This is a genomic window from Helicobacter pametensis ATCC 51478 (genome assembly GCF_000518225.1).
Taxonomy (GTDB): domain Bacteria; phylum Campylobacterota; class Campylobacteria; order Campylobacterales; family Helicobacteraceae; genus Helicobacter_G; species Helicobacter_G pametensis.
Genome location: NZ_JADE01000008.1, coordinates 107,981 through 133,295, shown reverse-complemented (window position 1 = coordinate 133,295; position 25,315 = coordinate 107,981). Strand labels below are relative to the sequence as shown.

General features: G+C 41.3%; 20 protein-coding genes. 7 read left to right on the top strand and 13 right to left on the bottom strand.

From position 1 onward, the window contains the following. From dnaE to T391_RS08780, 4 genes are all read left to right on the top strand, one after another. On the top strand, positions 1–2,145 hold a 2,145-nt coding region (dnaE, locus tag T391_RS0102645; protein WP_027327041.1), incomplete at its 5' end, for a DNA polymerase III subunit alpha. Then, positions 2,142–2,912: a pseudouridine synthase gene (locus tag T391_RS0102640; RefSeq protein ID WP_027326622.1), complete on the top strand. Its 771-nt coding sequence runs from the start codon at positions 2,142–2,144 to the stop codon at positions 2,910–2,912. The genes dnaE and T391_RS0102640, both read left to right, overlap by 4 nt. Further along, entirely contained in the window at positions 2,899–4,167 is a 1,269-nt protein-coding gene (murA, locus tag T391_RS0102635) for a UDP-N-acetylglucosamine 1-carboxyvinyltransferase (RefSeq protein WP_027326621.1), read from the top strand. Before T391_RS0102640 ends, murA begins: the two co-directional genes overlap by 14 nt. A gap of 73 nt (positions 4,168–4,240) precedes the next feature. After that, positions 4,241–6,271, top strand: coding sequence for a heavy metal translocating P-type ATPase (locus T391_RS08780; protein WP_027327040.1), 2,031 nt, complete (start codon positions 4,241–4,243; stop codon positions 6,269–6,271). 363 nt (positions 6,272–6,634) lie between these two features. On the opposite strand, the gene cas2 is transcribed toward T391_RS08780, so the two are convergent. The 10 genes from cas2 to ppk1 form a co-directional block, all read right to left on the bottom strand. Further along, entirely contained in the window at positions 6,635–7,123 is a 489-nt protein-coding gene (gene cas2, locus T391_RS08675) for a CRISPR-associated endonuclease Cas2 (protein ID WP_233709528.1), read from the bottom strand. Continuing rightward, the gene (gene cas9, locus T391_RS0102615) at positions 7,116–10,184 is read right to left on the bottom strand and encodes a type II CRISPR RNA-guided endonuclease Cas9 (protein ID WP_034583557.1); all 3,069 of its coding nucleotides are present in this window, start codon (positions 10,182–10,184) and stop codon (positions 7,116–7,118) included. Before cas9 ends, cas2 begins: the two co-directional genes overlap by 8 nt. 60 nt (positions 10,185–10,244) lie before the next feature. Beyond that, the gene (locus tag T391_RS0102610) at positions 10,245–10,901 is read right to left on the bottom strand and encodes a YggS family pyridoxal phosphate-dependent enzyme (RefSeq protein WP_027327038.1); all 657 of its coding nucleotides are present in this window, start codon (positions 10,899–10,901) and stop codon (positions 10,245–10,247) included. 1 nt (position 10,902) lies between these two features. After that, on the bottom strand, positions 10,903–11,958 hold the full coding sequence (gene rseP, locus T391_RS0102605; RefSeq protein ID WP_027327037.1) for an RIP metalloprotease RseP: 1,056 nt from the start codon (positions 11,956–11,958) through the stop codon (positions 10,903–10,905). Then, entirely contained in the window at positions 11,955–12,485 is a 531-nt protein-coding gene (pgsA, locus tag T391_RS0102600) for a CDP-diacylglycerol--glycerol-3-phosphate 3-phosphatidyltransferase (protein WP_027327036.1), read from the bottom strand. The genes rseP and pgsA overlap by 4 nt, the downstream gene beginning before the upstream one ends. A gap of 15 nt (positions 12,486–12,500) precedes the next feature. Next, positions 12,501–13,271: an enoyl-ACP reductase gene (locus tag T391_RS0102595; protein ID WP_420806127.1), complete on the bottom strand. Its 771-nt coding sequence runs from the start codon at positions 13,269–13,271 to the stop codon at positions 12,501–12,503. 5 nt (positions 13,272–13,276) lie between these two features. Further along, complete coding sequence (gene dapA, locus T391_RS0102590) at positions 13,277–14,158, bottom strand: 4-hydroxy-tetrahydrodipicolinate synthase (protein WP_027327034.1); 882 nt, start codon at positions 14,156–14,158, stop codon at positions 13,277–13,279. Between the two features lies 1 nt (position 14,159). Then, positions 14,160–15,419 (bottom strand): M16 family metallopeptidase, encoded by a 1,260-nt coding sequence (locus T391_RS0102585; protein ID WP_027327033.1) that lies wholly within the window; start codon positions 15,417–15,419, stop codon positions 14,160–14,162. A gap of 131 nt (positions 15,420–15,550) precedes the next feature. Further along, positions 15,551–16,597: a dihydroorotate dehydrogenase (quinone) gene (gene pyrD, locus T391_RS0102580; protein ID WP_027327032.1), complete on the bottom strand. Its 1,047-nt coding sequence runs from the start codon at positions 16,595–16,597 to the stop codon at positions 15,551–15,553. A gap of 44 nt (positions 16,598–16,641) precedes the next feature. Beyond that, positions 16,642–18,633, bottom strand: a complete 1,992-nt coding sequence (ppk1, locus tag T391_RS07725; RefSeq protein ID WP_051420548.1) for a polyphosphate kinase 1 — start codon at positions 18,631–18,633, stop codon at positions 16,642–16,644. Between the two features lie 135 nt (positions 18,634–18,768). Here ppk1 and T391_RS0102570 point away from each other — a divergent pair, with 135 nt between their 5' ends. The 3 genes from T391_RS0102570 (at position 18,769) to T391_RS0102560 (ending at position 22,418) form a co-directional block, all read left to right on the top strand. After that, positions 18,769–19,335: a hypothetical protein gene (locus tag T391_RS0102570; RefSeq protein WP_027327031.1), complete on the top strand. Its 567-nt coding sequence runs from the start codon at positions 18,769–18,771 to the stop codon at positions 19,333–19,335. Between the two features lie 65 nt (positions 19,336–19,400). Then, the gene (locus T391_RS0102565) at positions 19,401–21,218 is read left to right on the top strand and encodes a menaquinone biosynthesis decarboxylase (RefSeq protein WP_027327030.1); all 1,818 of its coding nucleotides are present in this window, start codon (positions 19,401–19,403) and stop codon (positions 21,216–21,218) included. Positions 21,219–21,488: 270 nt separating this feature from the next. Continuing rightward, entirely contained in the window at positions 21,489–22,418 is a 930-nt protein-coding gene (locus tag T391_RS0102560; RefSeq protein ID WP_027327029.1) for a ribose-phosphate pyrophosphokinase, read from the top strand. 30 nt (positions 22,419–22,448) lie between these two features. On the opposite strand, the gene rimO is transcribed toward T391_RS0102560, so the two are convergent. Genes rimO through T391_RS0102545 form a run of 3 tightly spaced genes read right to left on the bottom strand, consistent with a single transcriptional unit; the run spans position 22,449 to position 25,283 of the window. Continuing rightward, positions 22,449–23,768 (bottom strand): 30S ribosomal protein S12 methylthiotransferase RimO, encoded by a 1,320-nt coding sequence (gene rimO, locus T391_RS0102555; protein WP_027327028.1) that lies wholly within the window; start codon positions 23,766–23,768, stop codon positions 22,449–22,451. 10 nt (positions 23,769–23,778) lie between these two features. Further along, positions 23,779–24,585: an enoyl-ACP reductase FabI gene (gene fabI, locus T391_RS0102550; protein WP_027327027.1), complete on the bottom strand. Its 807-nt coding sequence runs from the start codon at positions 24,583–24,585 to the stop codon at positions 23,779–23,781. After that, entirely contained in the window at positions 24,582–25,283 is a 702-nt protein-coding gene (locus tag T391_RS0102545) for a triose-phosphate isomerase (RefSeq protein WP_027327026.1), read from the bottom strand. Before T391_RS0102545 ends, fabI begins: the two co-directional genes overlap by 4 nt. Positions 25,284–25,315: the final 32 nt, after the last annotated feature.

The following is a 25,315-nucleotide window of genomic DNA, read 5'->3' as shown; positions in this document are numbered from 1 at the left end:
GATATGCCCTACAATGAAGCTGATGCGATGGCCAAACTCATCCCAGATGATTTGGGAATCACTCTTAAAATGGCTTATGATAAAGAGCCAAAGATCAAAGAACTCATTGAAAAAAATGAATTAGCTGCCAAAATATGGGATTTTTCACTCAAACTTGAAAATCTCAAACGCAATGCCGGAACTCACGCCGCGGCTGTAGTGATCGATTCTGAAAAAGAACTCTGGCACAAAACCCCACTTTATACAAGTGAGCGCCTAGGAGGAGCCACAGTCACCCAGTATTCTATGAAGTGGCTTGAACCTGTTGATCTCATCAAATTTGATTTCTTGGGACTCAAAACCCTCACAGTAATCGATGATGCACTCAAGCTCATCAAAAAGCGTTACAACAAAGAGATCGATTTCTTGCGTGTCAATATCGAGGATCCAAAAGTCTATGAAACGATGCAGAGCGGAGATACTTTGGGATTATTCCAAATCGAATCAGGAGGTATGCAAGATCTCAATAAACGCCTGAAACCAACGACATTTGAAGATGTGATCGCGGTTTTGGCTCTCTATCGTCCAGGACCGATGGAATCAGGTATGCTTGATGACTTCATCGATCGCAAACATGGACGCAAACCCATCACTTATATGTTTCCCGAACTTGAACCCATCCTCAAACCCACCTATGGTGTCATCGTCTATCAAGAGCAAGTGATGCAGATTGTTCAAACCATTGGAGGATTTAGCCTTGGTGGAGCAGACCTAGTGCGCCGAGCAATGGGGAAAAAGATCAAAGAAGAGATGGATCGCCTCAAAGATACTTTTGCAAATGGAGCAGAACAAAAAGGATTTGATCGCTCTAAGGCTGAGGAACTTTGGGAGCTTATCGTGAAATTTGCTGGCTATGGATTCAACAAATCTCACTCTGCAGCCTATGCCATGATCACATTCCAAACTGCCTATCTCAAAACTTATTACAAACATGAGTTTATGGCAGCGATGCTTACAAGCGAGACAAGTAAGATTGAGGCTGTTGCACACTATCTTGATGAAGTCAAGGCGATGGAGATTGATGTCATCCCTCCACATATCAATATCTCTGAGCATGATTTTGGTGTCAATGAATTTGATGGTGAGCGCAAGATTGTATTTGGCTTAAGTGCGATCAAGGGTGTTGGAGATGGTCCGATTGAGGCAATTATCGAGGAGCGAATCACAAATGGGGAGTTTAAAAACCTAGAAGATTTTATCGCGCGCATTGACTGGAGCAAGATCTCAAAGCGCGTCCTAGAACCCCTGATCAAGTCTGGAAGTCTTGATGGGTTAGGCTATAGTCGCAAATGTATGCTCACACATATTGATGCAATTTGTGAGGCTGGGCGCAACAAAGACAAAGCCAATGCTATGATGGCTAACTCTCTTTTTGGTGAGCTAGAAAACGAACCCTCCACCATTTCTCTTCATTTCTCAGATATAAATGAAGATGATGAATTGGTTTTGTTGGAAAATGAATATGAATGTATGGGGATCTATATCTCTGGCCATCCCCTCGATAGCTTCAAAAAAGAAATCAATGAGATCAAAAAAGTGGCCAAAAGCGCTGAACTTGAAAAATATGGAGATGGATCAAGTGTCCTGCTAGTTGGGAAGATTCTTGACATCCAAAGAAAAATCAGCAAAAAATCAGGCAAACCCTATGGGATCCTATCCCTCCTTGATTATTCTGGAAAATTTGATCTGATGATTTTTGAGCAAACTCTCAATGATTTAGAACAACGAGAAGACAAAGAAAAACCCCTAGCCATCAAATGCAAAGTCGAATACAAAGAAGATAAGCCCTCCTTACGCCTTCTTGAGATTCTCTCCCTAGAAGAAGCCAAAGAAGTCAAAACAACCACAAAAAAGAGAGAACACAAAGACGAAAAACCTGCTGAAACCACAGAGGATTCTACTACCCCCATTGCTCTTATTTTGCCTCTTGATGCCCAAGAAAGCCTTCTAGAACAGATCGCTACACTTGCTCAAAGCCATCAAGGAGAGCGGGAGTTCAAAATCATCTTGCAAGATCAAGATGAGTGCTATATCTTCTCAACACCCCTCAAGGTTCACAGCTCGATCAAAACCACACTCAATACAATGCAATGGAGAGATTTATGAGACTAAACAAATTCATCTCCCATCACAGCAAATACTCTAGGCGCGAAGCAGATGCCCTCATCGCACAAGGCCGTGTCAATATCGAGAAAAAGAAGGCAACCCCCACTTCTATCCTCAAAGAAGATCAAAGAGTTTTTATCGATGGGAAACAGCTTCGCCCCAAAAAAGATGATCACTTCACTCTCATCATCTATCACAAACCCAAAGGAGAACTTGTCAGCAAAAAAGATGATCGCGGACGCAAAACGATCTATCACTCTCTAAGCTCTCAATTCTCCCATTTTCTGCCTGTTGGGCGTCTTGATTATGCATCTGAGGGGCTTTTGATCCTAAGTGATAGCAAAGAGGTTGTAAGCAAACTTATGCAAAGCAATCTAGAGCGCGTCTATCTTCTCAAGCTCAATGGCTCCATTACTCAAAAAATGCAAGAAGCTATGGAAAATGGATTAGAGCTAGAAGATGCACGCGCTGGAGCTCATACCCACAGCACCATCACTTCCATGAACTTCTCTCCTTTTGCTGATTTTACGATTATCAAAAACTCACGCAATTATTCCAAGATCAAAGTCTCTATCACAGAGGGGAAAAATCGAGAGCTGAGGCGATTTTTTGCTCATTTTGGGCGTGAGGTGCTTGATCTTAGAAGGATTAGCTATGGATTTGCCTCACTCAATGCCCTCCCTTGCGGAAAAACGCGTTTTTTTAGCAAAGAAGAATACAAAGCCCTCCATCAATTTCTAACAAAGGATCACAATGGACTTTCTTAAAATTCACCACACACCAAAACTTAGCGGAAGTATCAATATCTCTGGTGCCAAAAACTCAGCACTCCCCATCCTCACAGCCACTCTTTTGAGCAAAAATCCGATCACCATCTCCAATCTCCCCAATGTCGCAGATGTCAATACTTTGCTAAAACTTCTAGAAATCCTTGGAGCAAGCTATCAGCACATCCAAAACAACCAAATCCATATCGATACTTCTAGCGTCCATGAGACTAGAGCAAACTATGATATCGTGCGCAAGATGCGCGCATCTATCCTTGTTTTGGGACCACTTTTGGCGCGCTTTAGACACTGTGAAGTCTCTTTGCCTGGAGGATGCGCTATCGGAGCTAGGCCCGTAGATCTCCACATCAAAGCACTAGAGAAAATGGGGGCTCAGATTGAGATTCAACATGGCTACATCGTCGCGACAGCTCCACAAGGGCTTAGAGGTGCCAACATTATGTTTGACAAAATCACAGTCACAGGCACAGAAAATCTTCTCATGGCAGCAGCACTTGCCAAAGGTAAAACAAAGATCATCAATGCCGCCAAAGAACCAGAAGTAGTGCAGCTCTGTGAGATTTTAAAGGATGCTGGGGTAGAGATCGAGGGGATTGGGACTAGTGAGCTTGAAATCCAAGGAAGTGATGGGGAACTTTTGGATATGCAAGATATTTGCGTGATTGCAGATCGAATCGAGGCTGGGACCTATCTTTGTGCTGGTGCGATCACCAACTCTTCCATCACCCTCCACCATGTGATCCCCCACCATCTTGAAGCGATCACAGATAAGCTTGAAGAGATTGGCTTTGGCTTTGAAATCTCTCAAGATTCACTCACTCTTCTTCCTGCTACAAAACGCAAGGCATTTGAGCTCATCACGACAGAATATCCAGGATTTCCAACAGATATGCAAGCACAATTTATGGCTCTAGCCTTGGTTTGTGAGGGCACTTCAACGATTGAAGAGAGATTATTTGAAAATCGCTTTATGCATGTCAATGAGCTTCAAAGAATGGGAGCAAATATCACACTCAAAGGGCACACAGCGACAATCATTGGAGAAGAAGAGCTCAAAGGAGCAGATGTGATGGCAACAGATCTAAGAGCCTCTTCAGCCCTCATCCTTGCAGGACTTGTCGCTCAAGATTGCACACAAATACACAGAATCTACCATCTAGATCGCGGATATGAAGGACTAGAAGAGAAACTACGCTCTCTTGGAGCATCTGTCCAACGCCTCAAAGAAAAATAACAGGAGTTGTGGTATTTATCCATCCAGATGATTTTCATTCACAAAAACATAGCCCATTGTGCAAAGGAAATAGATGAAGAAATACAAAATCCTCAACCTAGATTGTCCAAATTGTGCGCAATCTCTTCAAAAAGAACTTCAAAAACAACCCTTCATCCAAGATGTCATGATCGACTTTGCAAATGGGGCAATTTTTTTGGATACACAAGATCTGGAGCGCACTAAACAAACCATCAAAGAAGTAGAAAAAAATATAGAGATTTTGGAATGGCGAGAAGCAAGCAAAGAGCCATCAACCAAAGTTGAATTGTTTTTTCTCTTTTCTCTTCTTGGATGCTTTGCCCTAGCCTTCATCTTGACTTCTCCCCTATCTCAAATACTGCTTTATGGAATCTATCTCATCGCTGGGATCCCTGTATTCAAAGGAGCATATAAACGCCTAAAAAACAAAGAATTTTTTGATGAAAATTTCTTGATGTTTTTTGCCACAATTGCCGCATTTTTCATCGGTGCAGACTTTGAGGCTGTCGCTGTGATGCTGTTTTATCGTATCGGAGAGTTTTTTGAGAATCTTGCTGTGCGCAAAAGTCGCAAAAATATCCAATCCCTCATCGATCTAAGCCCATCTTATGCTTGGAAAAAGCAATCTGATGGCACACTCCTCAAAGTATTTCCATGGGAGTTACAAATCGATGACATCGTCATCATCAAGGCTGGAGAAAAGATCCCAAGCGATGGAGTCATCATCAAAGGTGAAAGCGAGCTTGAAGAAAAAATGCTCAATGGAGAATCAATGCCTCGCTTTTGTCATCCAGATGATGAAGTGTTTGGTGGGAGTATCAATCTTTTGGGCGTTTTGGAAGTCAAAATCACCAAAACCTATGATCAAAGTGGGATCTCACAGATCATCACTCTCATCGAACAAGCCAGCACACAAAAATCTCAAAGCGAGAAGAGAATCACCTCATTTGCCAAGATTTACACACCCTGTGTGTTTGCGCTATCTTTTCTTATCGCGATTCTTCCACCACTTTTGGGATATGGCACATGGGATGAATGGATCTATAGGGCTTTGGTTGTGCTTATGGTGAGCTGCCCATGTGCTCTTGTTTTGAGCACTCCTTTGGGATACTTTGGAGGGATCGGTGGAGCAAGCAAGAAGGGTATTTTGATCAAAGGAGCCAATTTCCTTGAAGCGCTAGCACAGCTCAAAATGATCGCCTTTGATAAGACAGGGACATTGACAAATGGAGAATTTGAAGTTGATCAGATCATCTCACTTAGCTCATATTCCAAGGAAGAGATTCTTGGATTTGCCATGTGTGCAGAACATCTCTCAAGTCACCCCATCGCAAAATCCCTCCAAAAACAAGCCCAAAATCTCTCCATCACACACACGCCAATTTCTCACGATCAGATCGCGGGTAAAGGTATGGATGCCCAATGCTGTGGAAATCGCATCCTTGTAGGCAATAAAGCATTGCTAGATACATTTGGCATCCAATATCCCCAAATCCACACCCAAGAAACGCTTGTCTATGTCGCACTAGGATCTGAATGTATCGGATACATCACACTCAGAGATGCTCCCAAACCCAATGCCAAAGCCTGTATCCAAAAACTCCACGGTATGGGAATTGAGACGATGATTTTGAGCGGAGATCAGCAAGCAAATGTCCAAAAAGTCGCCCAAGAGCTTGGGATCTCCAAAGCCTATGGCGGACTTCTTCCTCAAGATAAGCTCACCCTTTTTCAATCGCACAAACAAGAAAAATCAGCCTTTGTAGGAGATGGGATCAATGATGCTCCAGTGCTCTCAAGTGCTGATGTCGGGATCTCTATGGGCTTAGGAGGGAGTGATCTAAGCAAGGAAACCTCTGATGTGATTTTGACCAATGATGACTTGGATAAACTCATCATAGCCATCAATATCGCCCAAAAGACGCGTGCAATTACAGCTCAAAACATTGCTTTGGCACTAGGTATCAAGGGGGTATTTATCATTTTAGGAGTGTTTGGAGTGGCTGGGATGTGGGAAGCTGTCTTTGGCGATGTAGGTGTTTCGCTTCTAGCACTTGCGAATGCTTCAAGGATTTTGCGATAGTCTCACTTCAAAAATCTGTCTATGTTAAAATTTGCAAAATAGAATAATCCACTTTTGCCGTTTTAGCCACTTCAAAAATCTGTCTATGTTAAAATGAGAATTCCATAAAGTCAATCGCATTCTTTGTTTTAGCCACTTCAAAAATCTGTCTATGTTAAAATTTCTTTAATTTCAACATCAGTTTCAAAGACGTTTTAGCCACTTCAAAAATCTGTCTATGTTAAAATAGACTTCGCTAAAACGCCCTTGACAAGGGGATTGAAGAAAATATATAATCCCAAAATACAGATTTTTGAAGTGGCTAAAATAAAGAGTTTTTCGGTTCTCTGTGGGGTAACTGCTTAGCATCTCCTAAAAACCGATCTAAAATAGAGTAAGCTGAGTAGGCTTTCGAGCTTTCTCTACTTCTGAATATTCTCCGATCAAAATCCTCATATGATCAAATTGCTTCTCTGTCAGAATCAATGCTCTGATATGTCCCTTTTTTGGCAGATAGAGATGAAGTCTTTCAAGATAAGTATTGGCACTTTTGATCCCCTTACAAATTCTTACATAGACAGAAAATTGAAGCATAAAGTATCCTTCTTTTAAAAGCATTGAGCGAAATTTCGTGCTTGCTTTCCTATCTTGCTTTGTTTTGGTGGGCATATCAAACATCACTAGCACTCTCATAAACTTCTCTTTCATCAATGAAGCTGTCAGAGTGATTTGGGGAGTATCAATAATCACTGTATGAATATCTCTTAGAGGGATAGACACTTCTGTGTCATGATGGATGATCAAACTATTATTTTTATGAGAAAGCTTAGCAGGCTTACTCATAAAAAGTGTGCGGAATGCTTCATCAAACATTTTTGGGAGTACTTTTGAGAGAGATAGGTTGGCGATTTCTTGGTTTGCACTCTATCACCTCTCCCAATGGAGAGAGCTTGACTTTTTGGAAAAGTTTTAGACCCCAAATCCCTTGTTTTCCCTGCATTGGTAATTTATTATCTTTGAGTTTAAATAAAATTTTCTCATCTTGGGTGCATGAGTATTTACTCAGGTGTTCTATTTTTATTGTTGCATTGCTAGCATCTGTACTTTTATAGATCACCAAAGCAGGTTCCTGCATTTCTTTAGTTTGGATTCTAATGCAATCATTCTTAAAAAGTGAAAAACAGAATTCGTAATTTTCATCCATTTCTATCCAGTCTTTTAACACTCCATTACTTTTCCCCTGAACAATTGCTCTATTGGGAAGTTTTCCAATCGCAAAATCATAAGTATAAATAGGCACAGCATAGAAACTCCCCTTATCCTTACTTTTGAAAATATCCACGCGCACCATTGCTCCATTATCTACAATCCCATGATTGACTGCTCGGATTTTTCCAAACTCTAAAGCTTTTTTCACTCCCTCTTCACCTCCGAAAGATTTATAATAAAACTCTTTTTTCCTCACGGTTTCTTCATGCAAAGCTCCCGTCACCTTATAAGACACACTATGAGAGACGATGATTTTTTGAATCGATTCTTGCATCTTTTCCCCAAAATTAGACATTGACCACCTTAGAGTCAATTTGGTTTTATAATCCCCCTCTTTTAAAAGCTGGGCTTTCTCGCTAGATTTAAGCTTATGGGTTTCTTTGTCTTGGAGATATTTAGTGTATTTTTGGATCATATTTGGTTGGATACAGGCGATAATGATCGCATCTTGAGCGTGGTGTAGATGATGATCTCTGTTCTTATCTTGGATACCCCAATAACTTCGCATTGCTGAAGTCATAGATCCTGAGATGATACGAATATATTCTTTTTTGCCATCAGGAAGTGGGAGAAAAGAAAGAGAAGTCTTGACATATTCTTTGACTACTCTACCGATATAACCCGTATCGACAAGATTGCGTGCAAGAAAATCATCTGTAGTTTTGGTTTTGAAATTTTTAAGAGTGAGTTTGCGCTTTTTGCTAGAAGAAAACTTACTTGCATACACGCGCCCTACATATGCATTCCATTTTTTCTCATCACCTCCTAACCACTCATAGGGAGTTTGATCTAGTTTATTTTGATTACTTGAGGTTAGGCAAAGCACTTTGTTGCTTTGCGAATCATCTAGGCTTCGACTAAGAGGAAGTGCATGATCGATTTGCAAAAGTTTTTCATCTCTAAGATGATCTGCGGTGATGTTAACTCCACTATATAGACACTGCTCTCCTTGCTGTCTCCAGAGCTTGCACTTTAGGCGATTTTTGGAAGTATTGGGAATCCCTAGAGTTCGAAGCAATGTTGTAGCTTCATCATTCTCTTTTTGATTCTCTTTATTGATTCGCTCAAGCTCATTTCTACGCTTTTTTCCATTTGACACATCTCTAGCTAGCTCAATATTGAAATAATGAAAACCTCCATATTTCTCCAAAAGTGCATTGATCACTTTTCTAAACTCACTCAATGCCCTCTTAAGCACAGGATTGGGGATGTCAAAATAGCTGTCTTCTTTGACAAGCTCGCTTAATGGAGGGAGAAGCTGTAGGTTTTTGTTCTGAGGTTTGCTAAAGATTCCTTGCTCTTGTAAGATTTGCACCGCCTCATCATATCTTTTTCCCTCTCTCATTAAGGGTAGGATGTGATAAAGGGCTTCAAGACTGAGGTTGATGTGTTTAGAGAAACTAAGCTTTGCATCTTTGATCGCTTGGATTTGATCTTGAGATAAATCAAGTTTTTTAAACTCTTTTAGAATAATTTCCCAGTCTTTATTTGCTCCTAAAATATCTGCGATCTTATCTTGCATTTCTCTCTCTGCTATGATTTTGCTTAGCTCAAATGTGCTAGGCAAAGAGAGAAACACTGCACCCTCAGGACTTTTCTCCCCACTATAATCAAGCCCTGCAAACTCAAAATCACTAGGCAAATCTAGCAAAGCCTTTAGCTTGGAGTAAGTCAGCCCCTTTTTATTCTTTTGGGCTTCTAGCATAATTTTTTGGATGCCCTCTTTTGGGGAGAGCGATACATCTCCATAGAGATTTTTAAGATTCGCTAAAAAATTGATGATTTTTGTAATGGCGACAAACTCTTCTGCACTTGGAGCATTTTTGCACGCTCTATATGCTTGAGACTCTCCCTTGATATGCTGACATCTTCCGATTTTATCTTGGAATCCTTTGAGTGGGCGTTGATAGAAGATTAACCCCTCTTTGACTTGTTTGCTCTCTGCATTTGGATTTCCTAGAAGCTTATGGATAAAGTCTTGGGTGATATAGGGATTGCCTAGTTTCTGTTGGGTTGCAAAAATCTTTTCTAGCTCATCTCTAAGCTCACTTCTACCCACACAGCGATTGTAATTCTCCTTTTTATTGCGAACATTGAGAGATTGAGAATAATATTGCTTAAACATCATCTCTCCAATGGTTTGAGACTTTGATTCTATGAGTAGAGCATTGTTTTCTTTGATTGCTTTTTTGATTTTTCCATCATCATCTTTGCCCTCGATTCCATAAGTAATATCATCATATCCCCTGCGTTTGGCGATATGGAGTATCACTCTTGCAAACTCCTCTCTATCTAGCACTCGATACAATGCCCTCTCTCTAAGCTCCCAAGGAGAGAGGAAGTCTTTGGAGGTTTGAAAGATTGGGGCTAGGTTTCCCTCTTGGATGAAGTCTTTAGAATCTAGCCCTAGAGTTTGGCAAAGATAGGACTTGACTTGTTGCACTCTTGCTCTCCTGCGTGCATTTCTACGCCTTGCACTTCTTGCATTTCTCCTAGGGAGTGCTAAAGATTCTTTGGTTTTTGGATTTTCTGCTTTTGTAAAAATCCTCACTCCACTATCTATGATCTGCTCATTTTTAAGATTTCCATCTATATATTCCCCCTCAACCACAGCCCATCCAATACTTGCAATCCCAATATCCACACCTAAAGTTTTGATTTTCATCGCTTGCTCCATTTTCTCCAAATCACCCCCAATACACCCAATCAATAGATGAAATAAAGTCTATCCCATCAGTGCTGAGCCGATACGCAAAAGATTGGCTCCACAGGCGATAGCAAGCTCAAAATCCCTGCTCATTCCCATAGAAAGTATTTTGGCATTTGGGAGTGTTTCATAGATTTTTTGAGTGGTTTCAAAGCTCTCTTTGATCTTGTTTGGATCTTCTGTGTGCGCACCGATCGTCATCACACCTTCCATGATGAGATTGGGGCATTCTTCTTGGATCCTATGATAGAGCTCATAGGCTTCTTCTGGTGCTACTCCTCCTTTGGTTTCTTCTTTGGCTGAGTTGATTTGCATAAGAGCTTTTTGTCTCAACCCTTCACGCTCCAGACGCATTTGAAGAGCTTTGGCAATCTTTAGACTATCGATTGAATGTATCAAGGCTGGCTTGAGAGAAATCAGTGTATTGATCTTGTTTTCTTGAAGGTTTCCTACGAAATGCCACTCAAGTGGATATCTATCCAAATCCAAAGCCTTGCGCTTCAAATCTTGGACTTTGTTTTCTCCAAAGGCTCTTTGACCAGATTGATAAAGATCGATGATCTGAGAATCTTCCCAGTATTTGGAAATCGCGACAAGTTTGATGATCTGATGACGAGAGTATGCGATGCGAGCTTTTTCGATGCGTGCAATGACTTCTTGAAGATGATTTGCCATTTTATCCTCCAACAATGCGATTGATATCGTTATAAAGTCCCAAAAACATAAGGGCAAACAATATAGCCCACCCCATAAGTGTCAAGTAATACAGCACGCTTTCACTTGGAGTCCGTTTGGTCACAAGCTCATAGAGATTGAACAAAATATGTCCCCCATCAAGAGCAGGAATAGGCAAGAGATTGAGAATGCCAAGATTGATGGAAATGAGTGCCACAAGAGCTAGAAACTGGACTAAGCCACTCTCTTGTGCCTTATCCATCACCTGCACGATTGAAATCACTCCTCCCACTTCACTTGTAGGAACCACTCCAGAGATCAACTTCTGCACACCTTGAATGATCAATGTACTACTTGAGAGCGTCTGACTCGCTCCAAGCCTTAGAGCATCCCAAACCCCATAATGCATCACCCCAATCTCTCCGGAAGGTCTGATCCCAATGACAGAGACACTCACCTTTTCACCAAAGACATTTTCTCTCTCGATCATTTTAGGAATCACGCCTACCTCAAGATTCTCATCACCTCTTTGGATCATTAGTGTCAAGCGCCCTTGTGCTTCCATCACTTTCTCTGCCATATCAAACCAAGACTTCACTTCCACACCATTGATACGCAACACTCTATCCCCTGCCATGATCCCAGCACTTTGAGCTGGCATACCTGTCTGCACCTCACCAATACTTGGTAGCAAAACCTCGCGATCCCCATACGCCATCCCCACATAGATCAAAAGAGCTAGCAAAATATTAAAAAGAGGGCCAGCCAGCAAGATCACGATCCGCTGAAGAGGGGATTTGGATGTATAGCTATCGGGATCTTGATTTTGGCTCAATGGATCACTATCGCTCTGCCCCTTCATCTTGACATATCCACCAAGAGGGATCCAAGAGAGGGCGTATTCTGTATCCCCGTATGTTTTTTTGATAATCTTCTTTCCAAACCCGATGCTAAAGACCTCTACCTTGACACCAAAAAATCGAGCAGCCAAGAAATGCCCAAGCTCATGAAAAAAAATCAAAAAAGATAGCGCGATCAGCGCAGCTAGCAAACTCATTGAAAAGCTCTAAAATAACTTCTGACATAATTGATGCCAGAGATGATCGTCAATAGCACAGCAAGCCATAGAAAAAGCTGATTCCAAAAATGGGGCAAAACCTGCAAGATCAAACATCCAATCGCCCAATACTGTGCCACTGATTTAATTTTGCCCAACAAATCAGCTGAGATATTCACATGATGTGTAGCCACAACTGCACGGAGTCCAGTGATAAAAAACTCACGACTAAAAATCAAAAATACAGCCCAAGGAGAGGCAAGCCCACTCACAAGCAATGCAATAAATGCACCCAAAACCAGCATCTTATCTGCCAATGGATCAAATACCTCACCAAAGCGACTTTGCGCCCCATAACGCCTTGCGATAAATCCATCAAAAAAATCAGTCACAGATGCTAGCAAAAAGATACCACACGCTACAAAGCGCACAAGCTGACTTGTCATATCTGCATACAAGATGATAGCCATCACCAAAATCGCCATAAAAATACGGCAAATGGTCAAAATATTGGGGACATTTTTCATCGTTCAAATCTTACATCACTTGAAAGTCGTCCCACCATCAATGATAATCGTCTGCCCAGTCAGCCATCCACTCTGAGAATCATCACAAAGGAAATAGCAAGCACCAGCCAAATCGTTCGGATTTCCCATTCTCTTCAAGGGTGATTCTGCCTCGACTTTGGCTTTGACCTCATCATAATCAGGAAATGCTCTCAAGGCATCCGTATCAATTGGTCCTCCACTGACTGCATTCACGCGGATTCCAAACTCACCTAATTCCATCGCTGCATATTTCACCATCGTCTCTACAGCATTCTTACTATTGCCATGGCCTGCATAATTGGGCATATAAACAAGATTTCCTGTCGAACTGAGAGAGACGATAGATCCACCACCCACTTCTTTCATACGCTTTGCTGCCTCTTGAGCTCCAACCACAAATGCCAAAACAGTCGCTGTATAGATATTGTTCAATCCCTTTGGCTTCAGACGCATAAAAGGTGCAAACCCTCCTACAACACTGCGTCCATAGATAATGGCATTGCTGACAAAGAAGTCAATTCGATCAAAATCTTTATCAATCTCAGCAAAAAGTGGAGTGTATTGCTCAGGCTCCAATACATTCAAAGGATAATATCGAGCCTTGATCCCAAAGCGACTCTCTACATCCGATGCAATCTTTTGAGCTTCTTCTTCGTTTTTGTTGTATGTAAAAGCGACATTGATTCCCTCTTGCGCAAAGCGATACAAAATCGCCTTACCAATCCCTCTAGTCGCCCCACTGATCACTAAAGTTTTTCCCTTCATTGTACTCATTGTAACACCTCATATTGCTCTAAAGTTTTTTCTAACATTGACAAATTTTCCTGCTTGAGAGAGACGAGAGGCAGACGAAACTCCAAACTCTCAATCAGTCCAGACAAATACATCGCCGTTTTGATTGGCACAGGATTTGTCTCGCAAAACAAGACTTTATTGATCTCATAAAGCTCTTCATTGACTTTCCGTGCCTCATTATAATTTCCCTCTGTCGCACAATGTGTTAGATAAGAAATTTTATCAGGTAATAAATTCCCTGTCACAGAAATCACAGCACTCCCACCACTTGAGAGAATCGGGTAATTGATCACATCATCTCCACTTGCGATAACACACTCTGGATTCATCGCATGAAGTGCTACGATATTCTCGATATTCCCTGTTGCTTCTTTGATCCCATAGATATTTTTCACTTCCTTCAAGAGTTTCAAGACCGTTGAAACCTCGATATTGACGCCTGTTCTGCCTGGAACATTATACAACATCAAAGGAATCTCCACAGAATCTGCAACAGCCTTATAATGCTCAAAAAGCCCTGCTTGCGTTGGTTTGTTGTAATAAGGAGCAACGCACAAGATCCCATCAGCGCCACTTGTTTGAGCAAACTGGGCTAGCTCGATTGCCTCTTTGGTCGAATTACTTCCAGCACCTGCTAGAACTTTCATATGATTACTTTTGCATACACTCACAGCAATTTCTATGCATTCCATATGCTCTTTGTGGCTCAAAGTCGCTGATTCTCCAGTCGTGCCCACAGGGACACAAGCATCCATCCCATATTTTGCTTGCCGTTGGATCATTCTCTCATAAGAGAGAAAATCGACTTTGCCATTTTTGAAGGGAGTGATCAAAGCACTCATTGCGCCTAAAATCATATTATTTCCTCAGAATTGCTGAAGTTGCTCGAGAATCGACAAAATACTTTTGAGCCACATTGATCAAATCCTCAATCTTAAGATTTTGAAGATTTTTCTCATAATTCAAAAGTGGCTCTAGATCACCCTTGGCAAGATATTCTCCAAAAAGAGATGCCACACTTGAGGCATCTTCTAGGCGATAGATGAAGCTAGCTCTTGTGTTTAAAATCACTTTATCCAAGTCAGCTTGACTGATTTTCCCTTTTTTGATGTCTTGAAGAACTTTTTGGACTTCTTTTTGAATTGTTTCAGCTTTGACTCCATCGCTACCTGCAGCAATGATCAAAAACATCCCCTCATCTCTCAAATCCATCGGATAGGCATAGATTTCTGATGCAATTTGCTTTTTATCTACAAGTTCTTTGTAGAGCAAGCTACTCTTTCCACTGCTTAGAAGCTCACCCAACACACTCAAGGCGACTTGATCTTTTTGTTTGAAATTTGGGATCTTAAAGCCTAGAGCAAAATACTCAATTTGAGAATCTTTTTTGACCTCAATATGTCTTAAGCCATCTTGCTCTGGCTCAATAGTATAAAGCTCAGGAATCGCATCATCTGTATTTTCAATCGATCCAAAATACTTTTGGGCTTGATCAAATACAACTTCTGGCTCAACATCTCCGGCTACAACAATTACAGCATTTTTGGGCTGATAATAAATCTTGTGAAATTCCCGAATGTCCTCAATCTTCCAATTTTTAATATCATCCATAAACCCTATAGGAGTCCAATGATAGGGATGATATATGTAGGCTGTATTAAAGAAGCGGAAATACAAATATCCAATCGGAGAATTATCTGTCCGCCATCTTCTCTCTTCTGCGACTACATCACGCTCTGGTTGAAATTCTTCATTGCTGAGCGTAAGGTTTTGCATCAACTCTGCAAAGAGTTCTAAAGATTTGGAGAGATTTTGGGCACTTGATTTGATGAAATAACGCGTGTAGTCAAAACTTGTCGATGCATTGGTCACTCCACCAAACTTCTTCACAATCTCATCAAATTCACCTGCTTTAAGATTCTTAGTCGATTTGAAATTGAGATGCTCAAGCATATGCGCAAGACCACTTTTTCCCATCACTTCGTTGCGACTTCCCACTTTATAAAATACATTTGTTTCAATCACCCCGCTTTGGTTAGCAATAGGGATCACATAAACCTCTAGACCATTCTTCAGTGTCTTTGAAAAATAATTTGGGAGCAATGATTTTTCTTCCACTTCTTTATCCTCATCTTGTTTGATTTTTTGCTCTTGTGTCGCAGATTGTGTTTTGGCACTTTCTACATCCACAAATACATCTTGTGCACTAAGCACACTTCCAATCACCAAAAATACCATCAAAATCTTTTTCATTTGATATCCACTCCAATCGCTTCTGAAATATTTTTGAATCCATCAGCACGCAACAAAATTTGAAGATCTTTATTGACTCTCTTGCATACGCTTGGACCCTCAAAGATCAATGCTGAATAAATCTCTACAAGTGAAGCACCCATTTTGATGCGACTATAGGCCTCTTCACCATCAAAGATCCCTCCAGAAGAGATCAAAGTCGCCTTGCCAAAAAATTCTTTTGAGATCTCATAAAAGACCTCACGACTCTTATTGCGCAATGCCTTTCCACTGATGCCCCCAATCTCTTTGGGATTCTGCAAAAGTGAATAATCTGTCGTTGTATTGGTCGCGATAATCCCACTCGCTCCTCCGCTCAATGCACTCTCACATACTCTAAGTGTTGCATCAATTGCATTATCTGGACAAATCTTCACAAACAAAGGCTTTTGAGTATGTTCTCTGGCCATCACAAATAATTCCTTGACAAATTGCTCATTTTGAAGATCACGCAAATTTGGTGTATTGGGAGATGAGATATTGAACACATAAGCATCACCCAATTCTTTAAAAACCTTGAGATTCTCTTCATAATTTTTGAGCGCATCTGTGGCATCTTTGTTTTTTCCAAGATTGATCACTAGGGGGTTTCTATAGGGATAGAGTTTGGCAATCCTTTGAGCAATCATCCTTGATCCATCATTATTGAATCCCATAGCATTCTGCAAGCTCTCTTCTTGCACAAAGCGGAAGATTCTTGGCTTTGGATTTCCACTTTGAGGAGTTAATGTGATACTGCCAAGCTCCACAAATCCAAACCCCATCAAACTCAATCCCTCAATCATCGTGGCATTTTTGTCAAACCCCGCAGCCAAACCCACAGGATTGGCAAACTTCAACCCCTCAACTTCAACGCCCAAAGCCTCATCCAAATAACAAAACTGACTAGCCATCCAATCGCTCACAATGGGCAGTGGAGCAATATGTCTTAAACAAAACTCAACAACGCGATGATCAAGTTCGGGATCAAATCTAAAAAGCACATTTTTTATGATCGAATACACAAATCCTCTCCGAAATTTTCCATAATTTTAGTTCAAAAACATCTTCAAGCTTCTTTAAAATTTAGTTTTTGACATTCTTCTTGAGAATCAAATCCGTCTCCCAAAATCTGCTGATATTCTCCACATTCCATCAGCTCATATGCCCCCTTGCTATCTTCAAGTTGAAGTTCTAAAAAATTCAATAGATTTTGAGAATCTATAGGGTTTTTGATCGGGATCAAAAGCTCGATGCGTCTCTGAAGATTTCTGGGCATCATATCTGCACTCGCCACATAAAGCCCTCCATGCCCAAAAAAATAAATCCGTGCATGCTCCAAATATCGCCCAAGAAGAGAGATCACTCTGATATTGCTAGAGAGCCCCTCTACTCTTGGACGCAGCGTGCAAATCCCCCTCACAATGAGCCAAATCTTCACCCCCTCTTGTGATGCCCGATAGAGTGCATCCACAATCTCAGAATCAACCAAAGCATTCATTTTCATAATAATCTTGCCCTGCTCACCCTTCTCTCTCTCTCCATCAATTAGAGCAAGAATCTTAGGTTTGATCTGTGCAGGTGCCATATAAATACTTTGCAAGCATGTTTTTTTGGCCAATCCAGCCGAGAGTGCATGGAAAAATTTAATCGCATCTGAGATCAAATCTTCCCTTGAACTTAGCAAACTCACATCTGTGTAAGTTTTTGCACTTTTGATATTGTAGTTTCCACTCCCTACATGCACATATCCCTTGATTCTGTCTTGTTCTCTTCTCAAAATCAAAGCAATCTTTGCATGAACTTTCAATCCAGAGGCTCCATAAATCACATGTGCACCCGCCTCTTCCAAAGCCCGCACCCACTCAAGATTATTTTCTTCATCAAATCTCGCTTTGAGCTCCACAAGGACATTGACTTGCTTATGTGCTGCTGCTTCAATCAAGGCTTGAACAATTGGAGAGTTTTTTCCTACGCGATAGAGTGTCATTTTGATTGAAAGTACATCAGGATCCTTACTTGCACGCTGAATAAATCGCACAACAGGATCAAAGCTTTCATAGGGATGAAACAGTATAACATCCTGCTCTCTTAGAAGCTCAAATAGATTGCCCTCTTCACTCAAAAAATCTGGAAGCTTTGGCACAAAATAAGGATGCAAGAGATGGGCAAAGTTTGGATGAGACACAATCTGCCATAATGCTCCAAGATTGAGAGGAAGATCATATCGATACACATCCACCTTGGGCAAATGCGACATCAAAAACTCAAGCAAGCTTTCATCTTGGTTGCGCCCCACTTGAAGGCGCACGATTTCTCCTCTTCTTCTAGCCTTCAAGCCCTCACTCAAAAGCTCGATAAAGTCATCCGCTTCTTCTTCTTGGATCTCAAAATCCGCATTTCTTGTGATACGAAAGGGACACCAATTTAGGATCTTAAATCCTTCAAAAATGAGATTTGCAAACTCACCTACGATACTTTCACAAGTCACAAAGACTCCATCTCTCACCTCAACAAATCTAGGGAAAAATCTTGGAATCCGAATGAGGGCAAATGAAATCTCTTGAGGATTTTTGATGTTTTGCATCTTAATCACCAAGCCAAAACTTAGATTATTGAAATGAGGGAATGGATGGATCGCATCAATCACGACAGGAACAATCATCGGATAAAGGTTGTGGATAAAATAATCTTTAGATTTTGCTTGATCTTCTTGGTTTAGCTCATCATAATTGAGGATAAATAAATTTTCTTGTGAGAGCAAATTTTTGAGATGGAAGAAACTTTTCTCCAAATCCTTTTTTTGTCTTCTAAGCATCTTCTCAATAGCATCAAGCTGCTGAATAGGACTCATCCCATCATCGCCCACTTTGGAGATTCCCTTGTTGTAGAGTTTTTTCAATCCAGCAACACGGATCATATAAAACTCATCCAGATTCACTCCATAAATTGCCAAGAATTTCAAGCGTTCAAGCAGAGGTAGATCCTCTTTTGTGCTTTGATCTAAAACACGGGCATTAAACTTCACCCAAGATAACTCACGATTGAAATATTTTTGCATCTCATCCCCTCAAGAACTATCATCATTTTTTCGGGCAGGGATTCTGCCCTATCTTAACCAATAAAGAAAAAATCCGATAAAATGCCAGCGTTTTTGCACATGCAAATTCGACTATCCGTCAAAGGAGGATCATAGATGAAAAAAATTATTTTGGCTTTGGGGCTTTCATTGAGCTCTATTTTTGCAATTGATTTGGGGATCTTGACCATCTCTCCAGAAGTGGGAGCAACTCTCAGCTACAGTAAAGTCAAAGGTGAGATTGAAGATAAATCTACCTCTTTTAATAATGACAATACTTTTAGTCCTGGTGCATATGCAAGACTTTGGCTTGGAGTTGCGGGATTTATGATCGCTCCACATGTCAAGTATGACTATCTTAGAAGTTCCTTTGTGAATTCAAAAGAATCCATCCACAATATTCAATATGGAGGAGTGCTTGGATATCGCATCCCCTTCATCAAACTCACACCTTTTGTTGGAGCGAGTTATTCAACATTTAAAGGTGGTTTCATCAGTGGAAGCTCGATCAAGGAAACTTATGCGATCAACTTTGGTGTCAGATGGGAAGTCCCTTTGTTTTCTTTATTGGTGATTGGCTTTGAGGGAAGCTGGCAAAAACCTGATCTCAAAATCCCTGCTTCAAGCGGAAAGCATCATGCTGAGATGCTCAACCTTGGTGGCACAATCGGTTTTGCTTTCTAAACTAGCTTCTAGGGGGAAGGGGGGCTTTGATACAATACGACCTCAAAAATCAAATTGAGGTTATCATGCAGCACTTCATTTCTCTAGCCCAAAAACATAATCTTCTTAAAGTCATCGACACACCACTAGATGTCGATCTTGAGATTCCTCATCTCTCCTACATCGAAGTCAAAAAACCTAATGCCAAAGCACTTCTTTTTACCCACCCAAAACGAGGAGAGCATATATTTCAAACACCAGTTTTGACCAATATCTTTGGCTCCTTTGATCTCTTGCGTTTGATTGTTCAAAAATCACCAGAAGAGATTGCTGGGCAGATTCAAAACCTCCTCAAGCTCACTCCCCCCAAAACACTTGTTCAAAAACTTACAAAAGCCAAAGAGCTCTTTACACTGCGTCATGCAATCCCCAAGCTCCATCCCCACAAAAAAGGAACATGTCAAGCAAACATCAATCTCAATCCCTCTCTTTTTAACTTACCTGCGCTCAAGACTTGGGAACTTGATGGTGGAGCATTTATCACAATGGGACAGGTCTATACCCAAAGCCTAGATGGGGAACTCAAAAATCTTGGAATGTATCGCCTCCAAATTTATGATGATCGACGCCTAGGACTTCATTGGCAAATCCACAAAGATTCCAATCACTTCTTCCATCAATACAAAAAAGCTAGACAAAAGATGCCTGTGAGTATCGCACTAGGTGGAGATCCTCTCTATACATGGTGTGGGCAAGCTCCGATGCCTTATGGAGTTTTTGAACTCGCACTATATGGAATCATTAGAGAGAGAAAACCTCAACTTGTCCAATCCATCACCAATCCCATCTTTATCCCAGAAGATGCTGACTTTGTGATTGAGGGATGGGTCGATCCAGAACAAATGGAACTAGAGGGACCCTTTGGTGATCACACAGGATATTACACTCCAATCGAGCCCTATCCTGTGCTTGAAGTCAGTGCCATCACTCACAAAAATTCACCCATCTTCCCAGCCACCGTTGTAGGCAAACCTCCTTTGGAAGATAAATATATGGGCTATCTTACAGAGCGTGTCTTCCTTCCTATGCTCAAAATGACAACCCATGGACTGATTGATTATCATATGCCAGAAAATGGCGTATTTCATAATCTCATTCTTGCCAAGATTGATCCTGCATATCCTGCACATGCTAGACAGCTTATGCATGCATTTTGGGGAATAGGACAGATGAGTTTTGTCAAACATGCATTATTTGTCGGCATGGATGCACCTCCCCTGACTGATTATCCAGCAATCACACAGTATATTCTCAATCGTTTTCGAGCAGATCATCTCTTAATCACAGAAGGAGTGTGCGATGCCCTAGATCACTCATCTCCAAACTATGCACAAGGAGGCAAACTCGGTGTTGATGCCACAGGGGATGAATACAAACGAGATGGTTTAAGAATCTTGGAAGATCAAGAGCTCTTTGGCAAAATCAAAGCCCTCCTTCCAGAAACCCAATCTATCAAACAATACTGCACCCAAACCAACACACCAATCTGCCTACTTGGGATTCACAAATCAAATCTTTCTATTCTCCCAAGGCTTCAAGCCCTCACTCCATTGTCCTCTCACCTTGGAATCCTCATCGCTCTTGATTCTTATAAAAACAATCTAGAAAATGCCTATATGATCATTTGGAGAGTGGTCAATAATATTGATGCAAAGCGAGATATTTGGATCCAAAATGGCGTGGTTTATATCGATGCAACAGATAAGGGGGTTTGTGATGGACACTTGAGAGAATGGCCAAAAGATACGGATTGTTCAAAGGAGATTATTAGCAAGCTTCAAAATATGGGGCTTTTAGAGGAAGATCAAGAATTTTTGGAGAAATTTGCCATCCTTCACTCCTAAACACTCCCCAAAAGGAGTGCTCACACTAAATAATGACATAAAGAGGTGATCAAACACTCTTTGGAGTCTCCCTCAAAGAGACTCCATCAAATATTTTGATGACCAAGATGGCTAAAGTTTTGGGAGAAGGATTTTATTGATCAAAAACTAACCAAGATTAACAAGCCCCAATCCCCCCTCTCACAAGCCCAAGATTCCACGGGAATCTATAGACTTTTTTTGATTTTTTAAGTAAGTTACCCTTTTAATTCACACTAAGGATAAGAACACATGCGAGGAATCAAAGTTTTTTCGGGATCAGCATATAGAGAGTTTAGCGAGGAGGTTTCAAAGTTCCTAGATCTTCCTCTATCCAATGCAAGCGTTGGCAAATTTAGTGATGGAGAAATCAATGTGCAAATTGGAGAATCTGTCAGAGGACAAGATATCTTCATCATCCAACCCACTTGCGCTCCAACCAATGACAATCTTATGGAACTCTTGGTGATGATTGATGCATTCAGACGCAGCTCTGCCAACACGATCAATGCCATTATTCCCTATTTTGGCTATGCACGCCAAGACCGCAAGGCAGCTCCGCGTGTTCCGATCACTGCCAAACTTGTCGCCAATCTCTTAGAAACAGCAGGTGTTGATCGAATCGTTACGATGGATTTACATGCTGGGCAGATTCAGGGATTTTTTGATGTGCCTGTGGATAATCTCTATGGCTCAATCGTCTTCAAAGATTACATCAAGCAAAAAGACTTACCCAACCCCATCATCGCTTCTCCTGATATTGGGGGTGTTTCTCGAGCGAGGTATTTTGCTGATCAGCTTGGATTTGATCTAGTGATAGTGGATAAGAAACGAGAAAAGGCCAATATTAGTGAAGTGATGAATATCATCGGGGATGTAACAGACAAAGATGTGATCCTGGTCGATGATATGATTGACACAGCAGGCACTATGTGCAAAGCCGCCGAAGTTCTCAAAAAACATGGTGCCACAAGCGTCATGGCTCTAGGCACACATCCAGTCCTAAGTGGTCAAGCCCTTGAGCGCATCAATGCGAGTGTCTTGGATGAAGTTGTCATGACCAATACAATCCCACTTCTTCACAAATCCACCAAGATCAAAATCCTAAGTGTTGCTCCACTCTTTGCAGAAGTAATCCGCAGAATCAACAATGACGAGAGTGTCAATTCACTTTTTAGCTAATCCTTAGCTATCAAAAAAAAAGGGGGGGGGCTACCCCAGCCTTGCAATCACACTGCCAAATACATAGCCCTCTTTGACTTGCGTGATCTTCACCTCATAATATCCAGCATCAATCCCTCCATCAATCTCCACCTCATTGATCAAAATTTCTCCATCAATTTGCGGTGCCCAGCTCAATGCTCTCGCACTATAAAAATACTCGCTCACCTCACTCTTACCCTCGATAATCACAGGCAATACTTTTCCAAGCATCGATTTTTTGCGTGCTTTTTGCTGAGATAGGATGATTTTATTGAGAGTTTTGATCCGAGAGTTGATCACCTTAGGTGCGATGTGTCCATCCATCATATGAGCTGATGTCCCCTCCTCGCTTGAGTAGGCAAACACATTGATCGCATCAAACCTAAACTCTTTGATAAACTCACAAAGCTCTTCAAATTCTTCTTCACTCTCTTGAGGATGCCCCACAATCAAAGTCGTGCGCACAAATGCATTGGGTATATCTCTCATCGCTTTTAAAAGCTCGATATGTTTCTCTCGACTAACACCCCTCTTCATTCTTGTAAGCATACTTTGACTGATGTGCTGGATAGGCATATCAAAATAATTTTGCACAATCTTTGAGTTTGCAATCGTCTCAATAAGCTTGAGATCCGTTGTACTTGGATAAAGATACAAAATCCGAGCACTTCTAGCCAAACTCTGCTGATCTAATGCCTCAATCAGCTTGATCAATCCCTCTCTCTCGCCACAATCACGCAAATATGAACTGCTATCTTGAGCAACAAAAGAAAAATCTTGATATCCTCGCTTGCTTAGATTCTCAACTTCTTTCAAAACAGAATCAATTTGGCGTGATCGAAGCTTGCCTTTAAAGCTTGGGATAGAACAAAACGAACAAGATTGATTGCATCCCTCACTGAGTTTGACATATGCATGGATTGATGAACCTGTGATTATCCGCTCATGGTGCTCATCTGCCAAAAATACTCGATGTGTCTGCATCCCCTGTCTTTTGGCAATCATCAAATCAATCTTGTCATAATCCCCAACACCTGTGATGATGTCAATCTCAGGCATCTCTTCTAAAAGCTCTCGATGATATCTCTGACTCAAACATCCACTTGCGACAAGCAATGCACCTTCTTTGCGCTTTGAGCTTGCCTCCAAAATCGTATTGATACTCTCTTGCTTAGCAGCAGAAATGAATCCACAAGTATTGATAATGATCACATCAGCCTCACTGACCTCATCAGTCAGCTCATACTCTCTGAGACGACCAAGCATCACCTCGCTATCGACAAGATTCTTTGTGCAACCCAATGAAATCAAATGCAGTTTATTCTTCACTAGCCTTCTCTCAGCTCACCACCACTTTCCCCTCTTCTTCATGAGTTGCACAGATTCCCATCATGTTGTAGCCACAATCCACATAATGCACCTCTCCTGTCACTCCGCTAGAGAGATCAGACAAAAGATACATGGCAGAATTTCCTACATCTTCGATGCTAACATTGCGACGCAAGGGGGAATTGACCTCATTCCATTTGAGCATCAATTTAAAATCTCCTATCCCACTTGCTGCCAAAGTTTTGATAGGGCCAGCAGAGATTGCATTGACACGGATTCCATCTTGACCCAAATCATAAGCAAGATAGCGCACACTTGCCTCAAGCCCTGCCTTGGCGACACCCATGACATTATAGTGCGTCACATATCGCACAGCGCCCAAGTAACTCAAAGTCAAAATACTTCCCCCAGCACTCAGCAATGGACGCATCTCTCTTGTGAGCTCAATCAAAGAATACACAGAGATCTCCATCGCTTGAGAAAAAGCTTCTTTGGACACATTCATAAACTCCCCACTCAAAGCTTCTTTGGATGCAAATGCCACAGAATGCACTATAAAATCAAGACTTCCAAAGTCTCTCTCTAGATTCTCTCTCAAAGAGACAAAATGCTCAGGCTTACTCACATCAAGCTCATAAACATATTCTCCACTACCCAGCTCCTCAGCAATAGGTCTCACACGCTTCTCAAGTGTTTCATTCAAAAAAGTTAGAGCAATCTTGGCACCCTGCTCTTTACATGCTTTGGCAATCCCATATGCGATTGATTTATTATTGGCAACTCCAACGATGAGCCCCTTCTTTCCTTGCATTATCATTTCATCTCTCCATTTTCAATAATTTCACAAAAACTCTCAAGCCTCAAGCTCGCCCCACCCACAAGCACACCATCTACTCCATCCAAACTCATAATCTCTCTAGCATTTTGAGGATTGACACTTCCTCCATAAACCACCCTTGAGCATCCCAAATCTTTCAAAATAGCATGCGTTTCTTGTATCTCTATCAAACTCGCACTCACCCCTGTCCCAATCGCCCAAATAGGTTCATAAGCAACAATCAAACGCGCATAAGAAAGATCAATGCCAGATAATTGCAAAGCCAAAAATTCACGCACTTTTTGAGCTTGCCTAACCTCCAAGCTTTCTCCTACACACAAAAAGATATTCATCCCATGGTGAGCAAAAAACTCAAATTTTCTCTGACAGATTTGATCACTTTCACCCAAAAGGACTCTACGCTCACTGTGGCCAATCATTAGAGTTTTGATCTGAAGTTCATTGAGCTGATCTAGACCAATCTCTCCAGTATAGGCACCTCCACATACAGGATAAGCATTTTGAGCCCCGATAGAAAAATGACTAAAGTCATCATAAGCTAGTGCGCTCATCGGAGGAAAAAGATAAACCTCCGCCCCAAATTGTCTATCGCGCAAAAACTGATTCAATCCTTTGGCATAAGACAAAGTGGAAGAACGCGTGTGGTTGGTTTTGAAGTTGCCTGCTATAATCATCATTTCCTCACTTTCTTAGATTTTTTTGAATTTTA

What these genes read in the sequence shown, in the direction of transcription:
- T391_RS0102640 (WP_027326622.1), top strand. Translation starts at nt 2,142, where the DNA reads ATGAGACTAAACAAATTCATCTCCCATCACAGCAAATACTCTAGGCGC.
- murA (WP_027326621.1), top strand. Translation starts at nt 2,899, where the DNA reads ATGGACTTTCTTAAAATTCACCACACACCAAAACTTAGCGGAAGTATC.
- T391_RS08780 (WP_027327040.1), top strand. Translation starts at nt 4,241, where the DNA reads ATGAAGAAATACAAAATCCTCAACCTAGATTGTCCAAATTGTGCGCAA.
- cas2 (WP_233709528.1), bottom strand. Translation starts at nt 7,123, where the DNA reads ATGTTTGATGAAGCATTCCGCACACTTTTTATGAGTAAGCCTGCTAAG.
- cas9 (WP_034583557.1), bottom strand. Translation starts at nt 10,184, where the DNA reads ATGAAAATCAAAACTTTAGGTGTGGATATTGGGATTGCAAGTATTGGA.
- T391_RS0102610 (WP_027327038.1), bottom strand. Translation starts at nt 10,901, where the DNA reads ATGGCAAATCATCTTCAAGAAGTCATTGCACGCATCGAAAAAGCTCGC.
- rseP (WP_027327037.1), bottom strand. Translation starts at nt 11,958, where the DNA reads ATGAGTTTGCTAGCTGCGCTGATCGCGCTATCTTTTTTGATTTTTTTT.
- pgsA (WP_027327036.1), bottom strand. Translation starts at nt 12,485, where the DNA reads ATGAAAAATGTCCCCAATATTTTGACCATTTGCCGTATTTTTATGGCG.
- T391_RS0102595 (WP_420806127.1), bottom strand. Translation starts at nt 13,271, where the DNA reads ATGAAGGGAAAAACTTTAGTGATCAGTGGGGCGACTAGAGGGATTGGT.
- dapA (WP_027327034.1), bottom strand. Translation starts at nt 14,158, where the DNA reads ATGATTTTAGGCGCAATGAGTGCTTTGATCACTCCCTTCAAAAATGGC.
- ppk1 (WP_051420548.1), bottom strand. Translation starts at nt 18,633, where the DNA reads ATGCAAAAATATTTCAATCGTGAGTTATCTTGGGTGAAGTTTAATGCC.
- T391_RS0102570 (WP_027327031.1), top strand. Translation starts at nt 18,769, where the DNA reads ATGAAAAAAATTATTTTGGCTTTGGGGCTTTCATTGAGCTCTATTTTT.
- T391_RS0102565 (WP_027327030.1), top strand. Translation starts at nt 19,401, where the DNA reads ATGCAGCACTTCATTTCTCTAGCCCAAAAACATAATCTTCTTAAAGTC.
- T391_RS0102560 (WP_027327029.1), top strand. Translation starts at nt 21,489, where the DNA reads ATGCGAGGAATCAAAGTTTTTTCGGGATCAGCATATAGAGAGTTTAGC.
- fabI (WP_027327027.1), bottom strand. Translation starts at nt 24,585, where the DNA reads ATGATAATGCAAGGAAAGAAGGGGCTCATCGTTGGAGTTGCCAATAAT.
- T391_RS0102545 (WP_027327026.1), bottom strand. Translation starts at nt 25,283, where the DNA reads ATGATGATTATAGCAGGCAACTTCAAAACCAACCACACGCGTTCTTCC.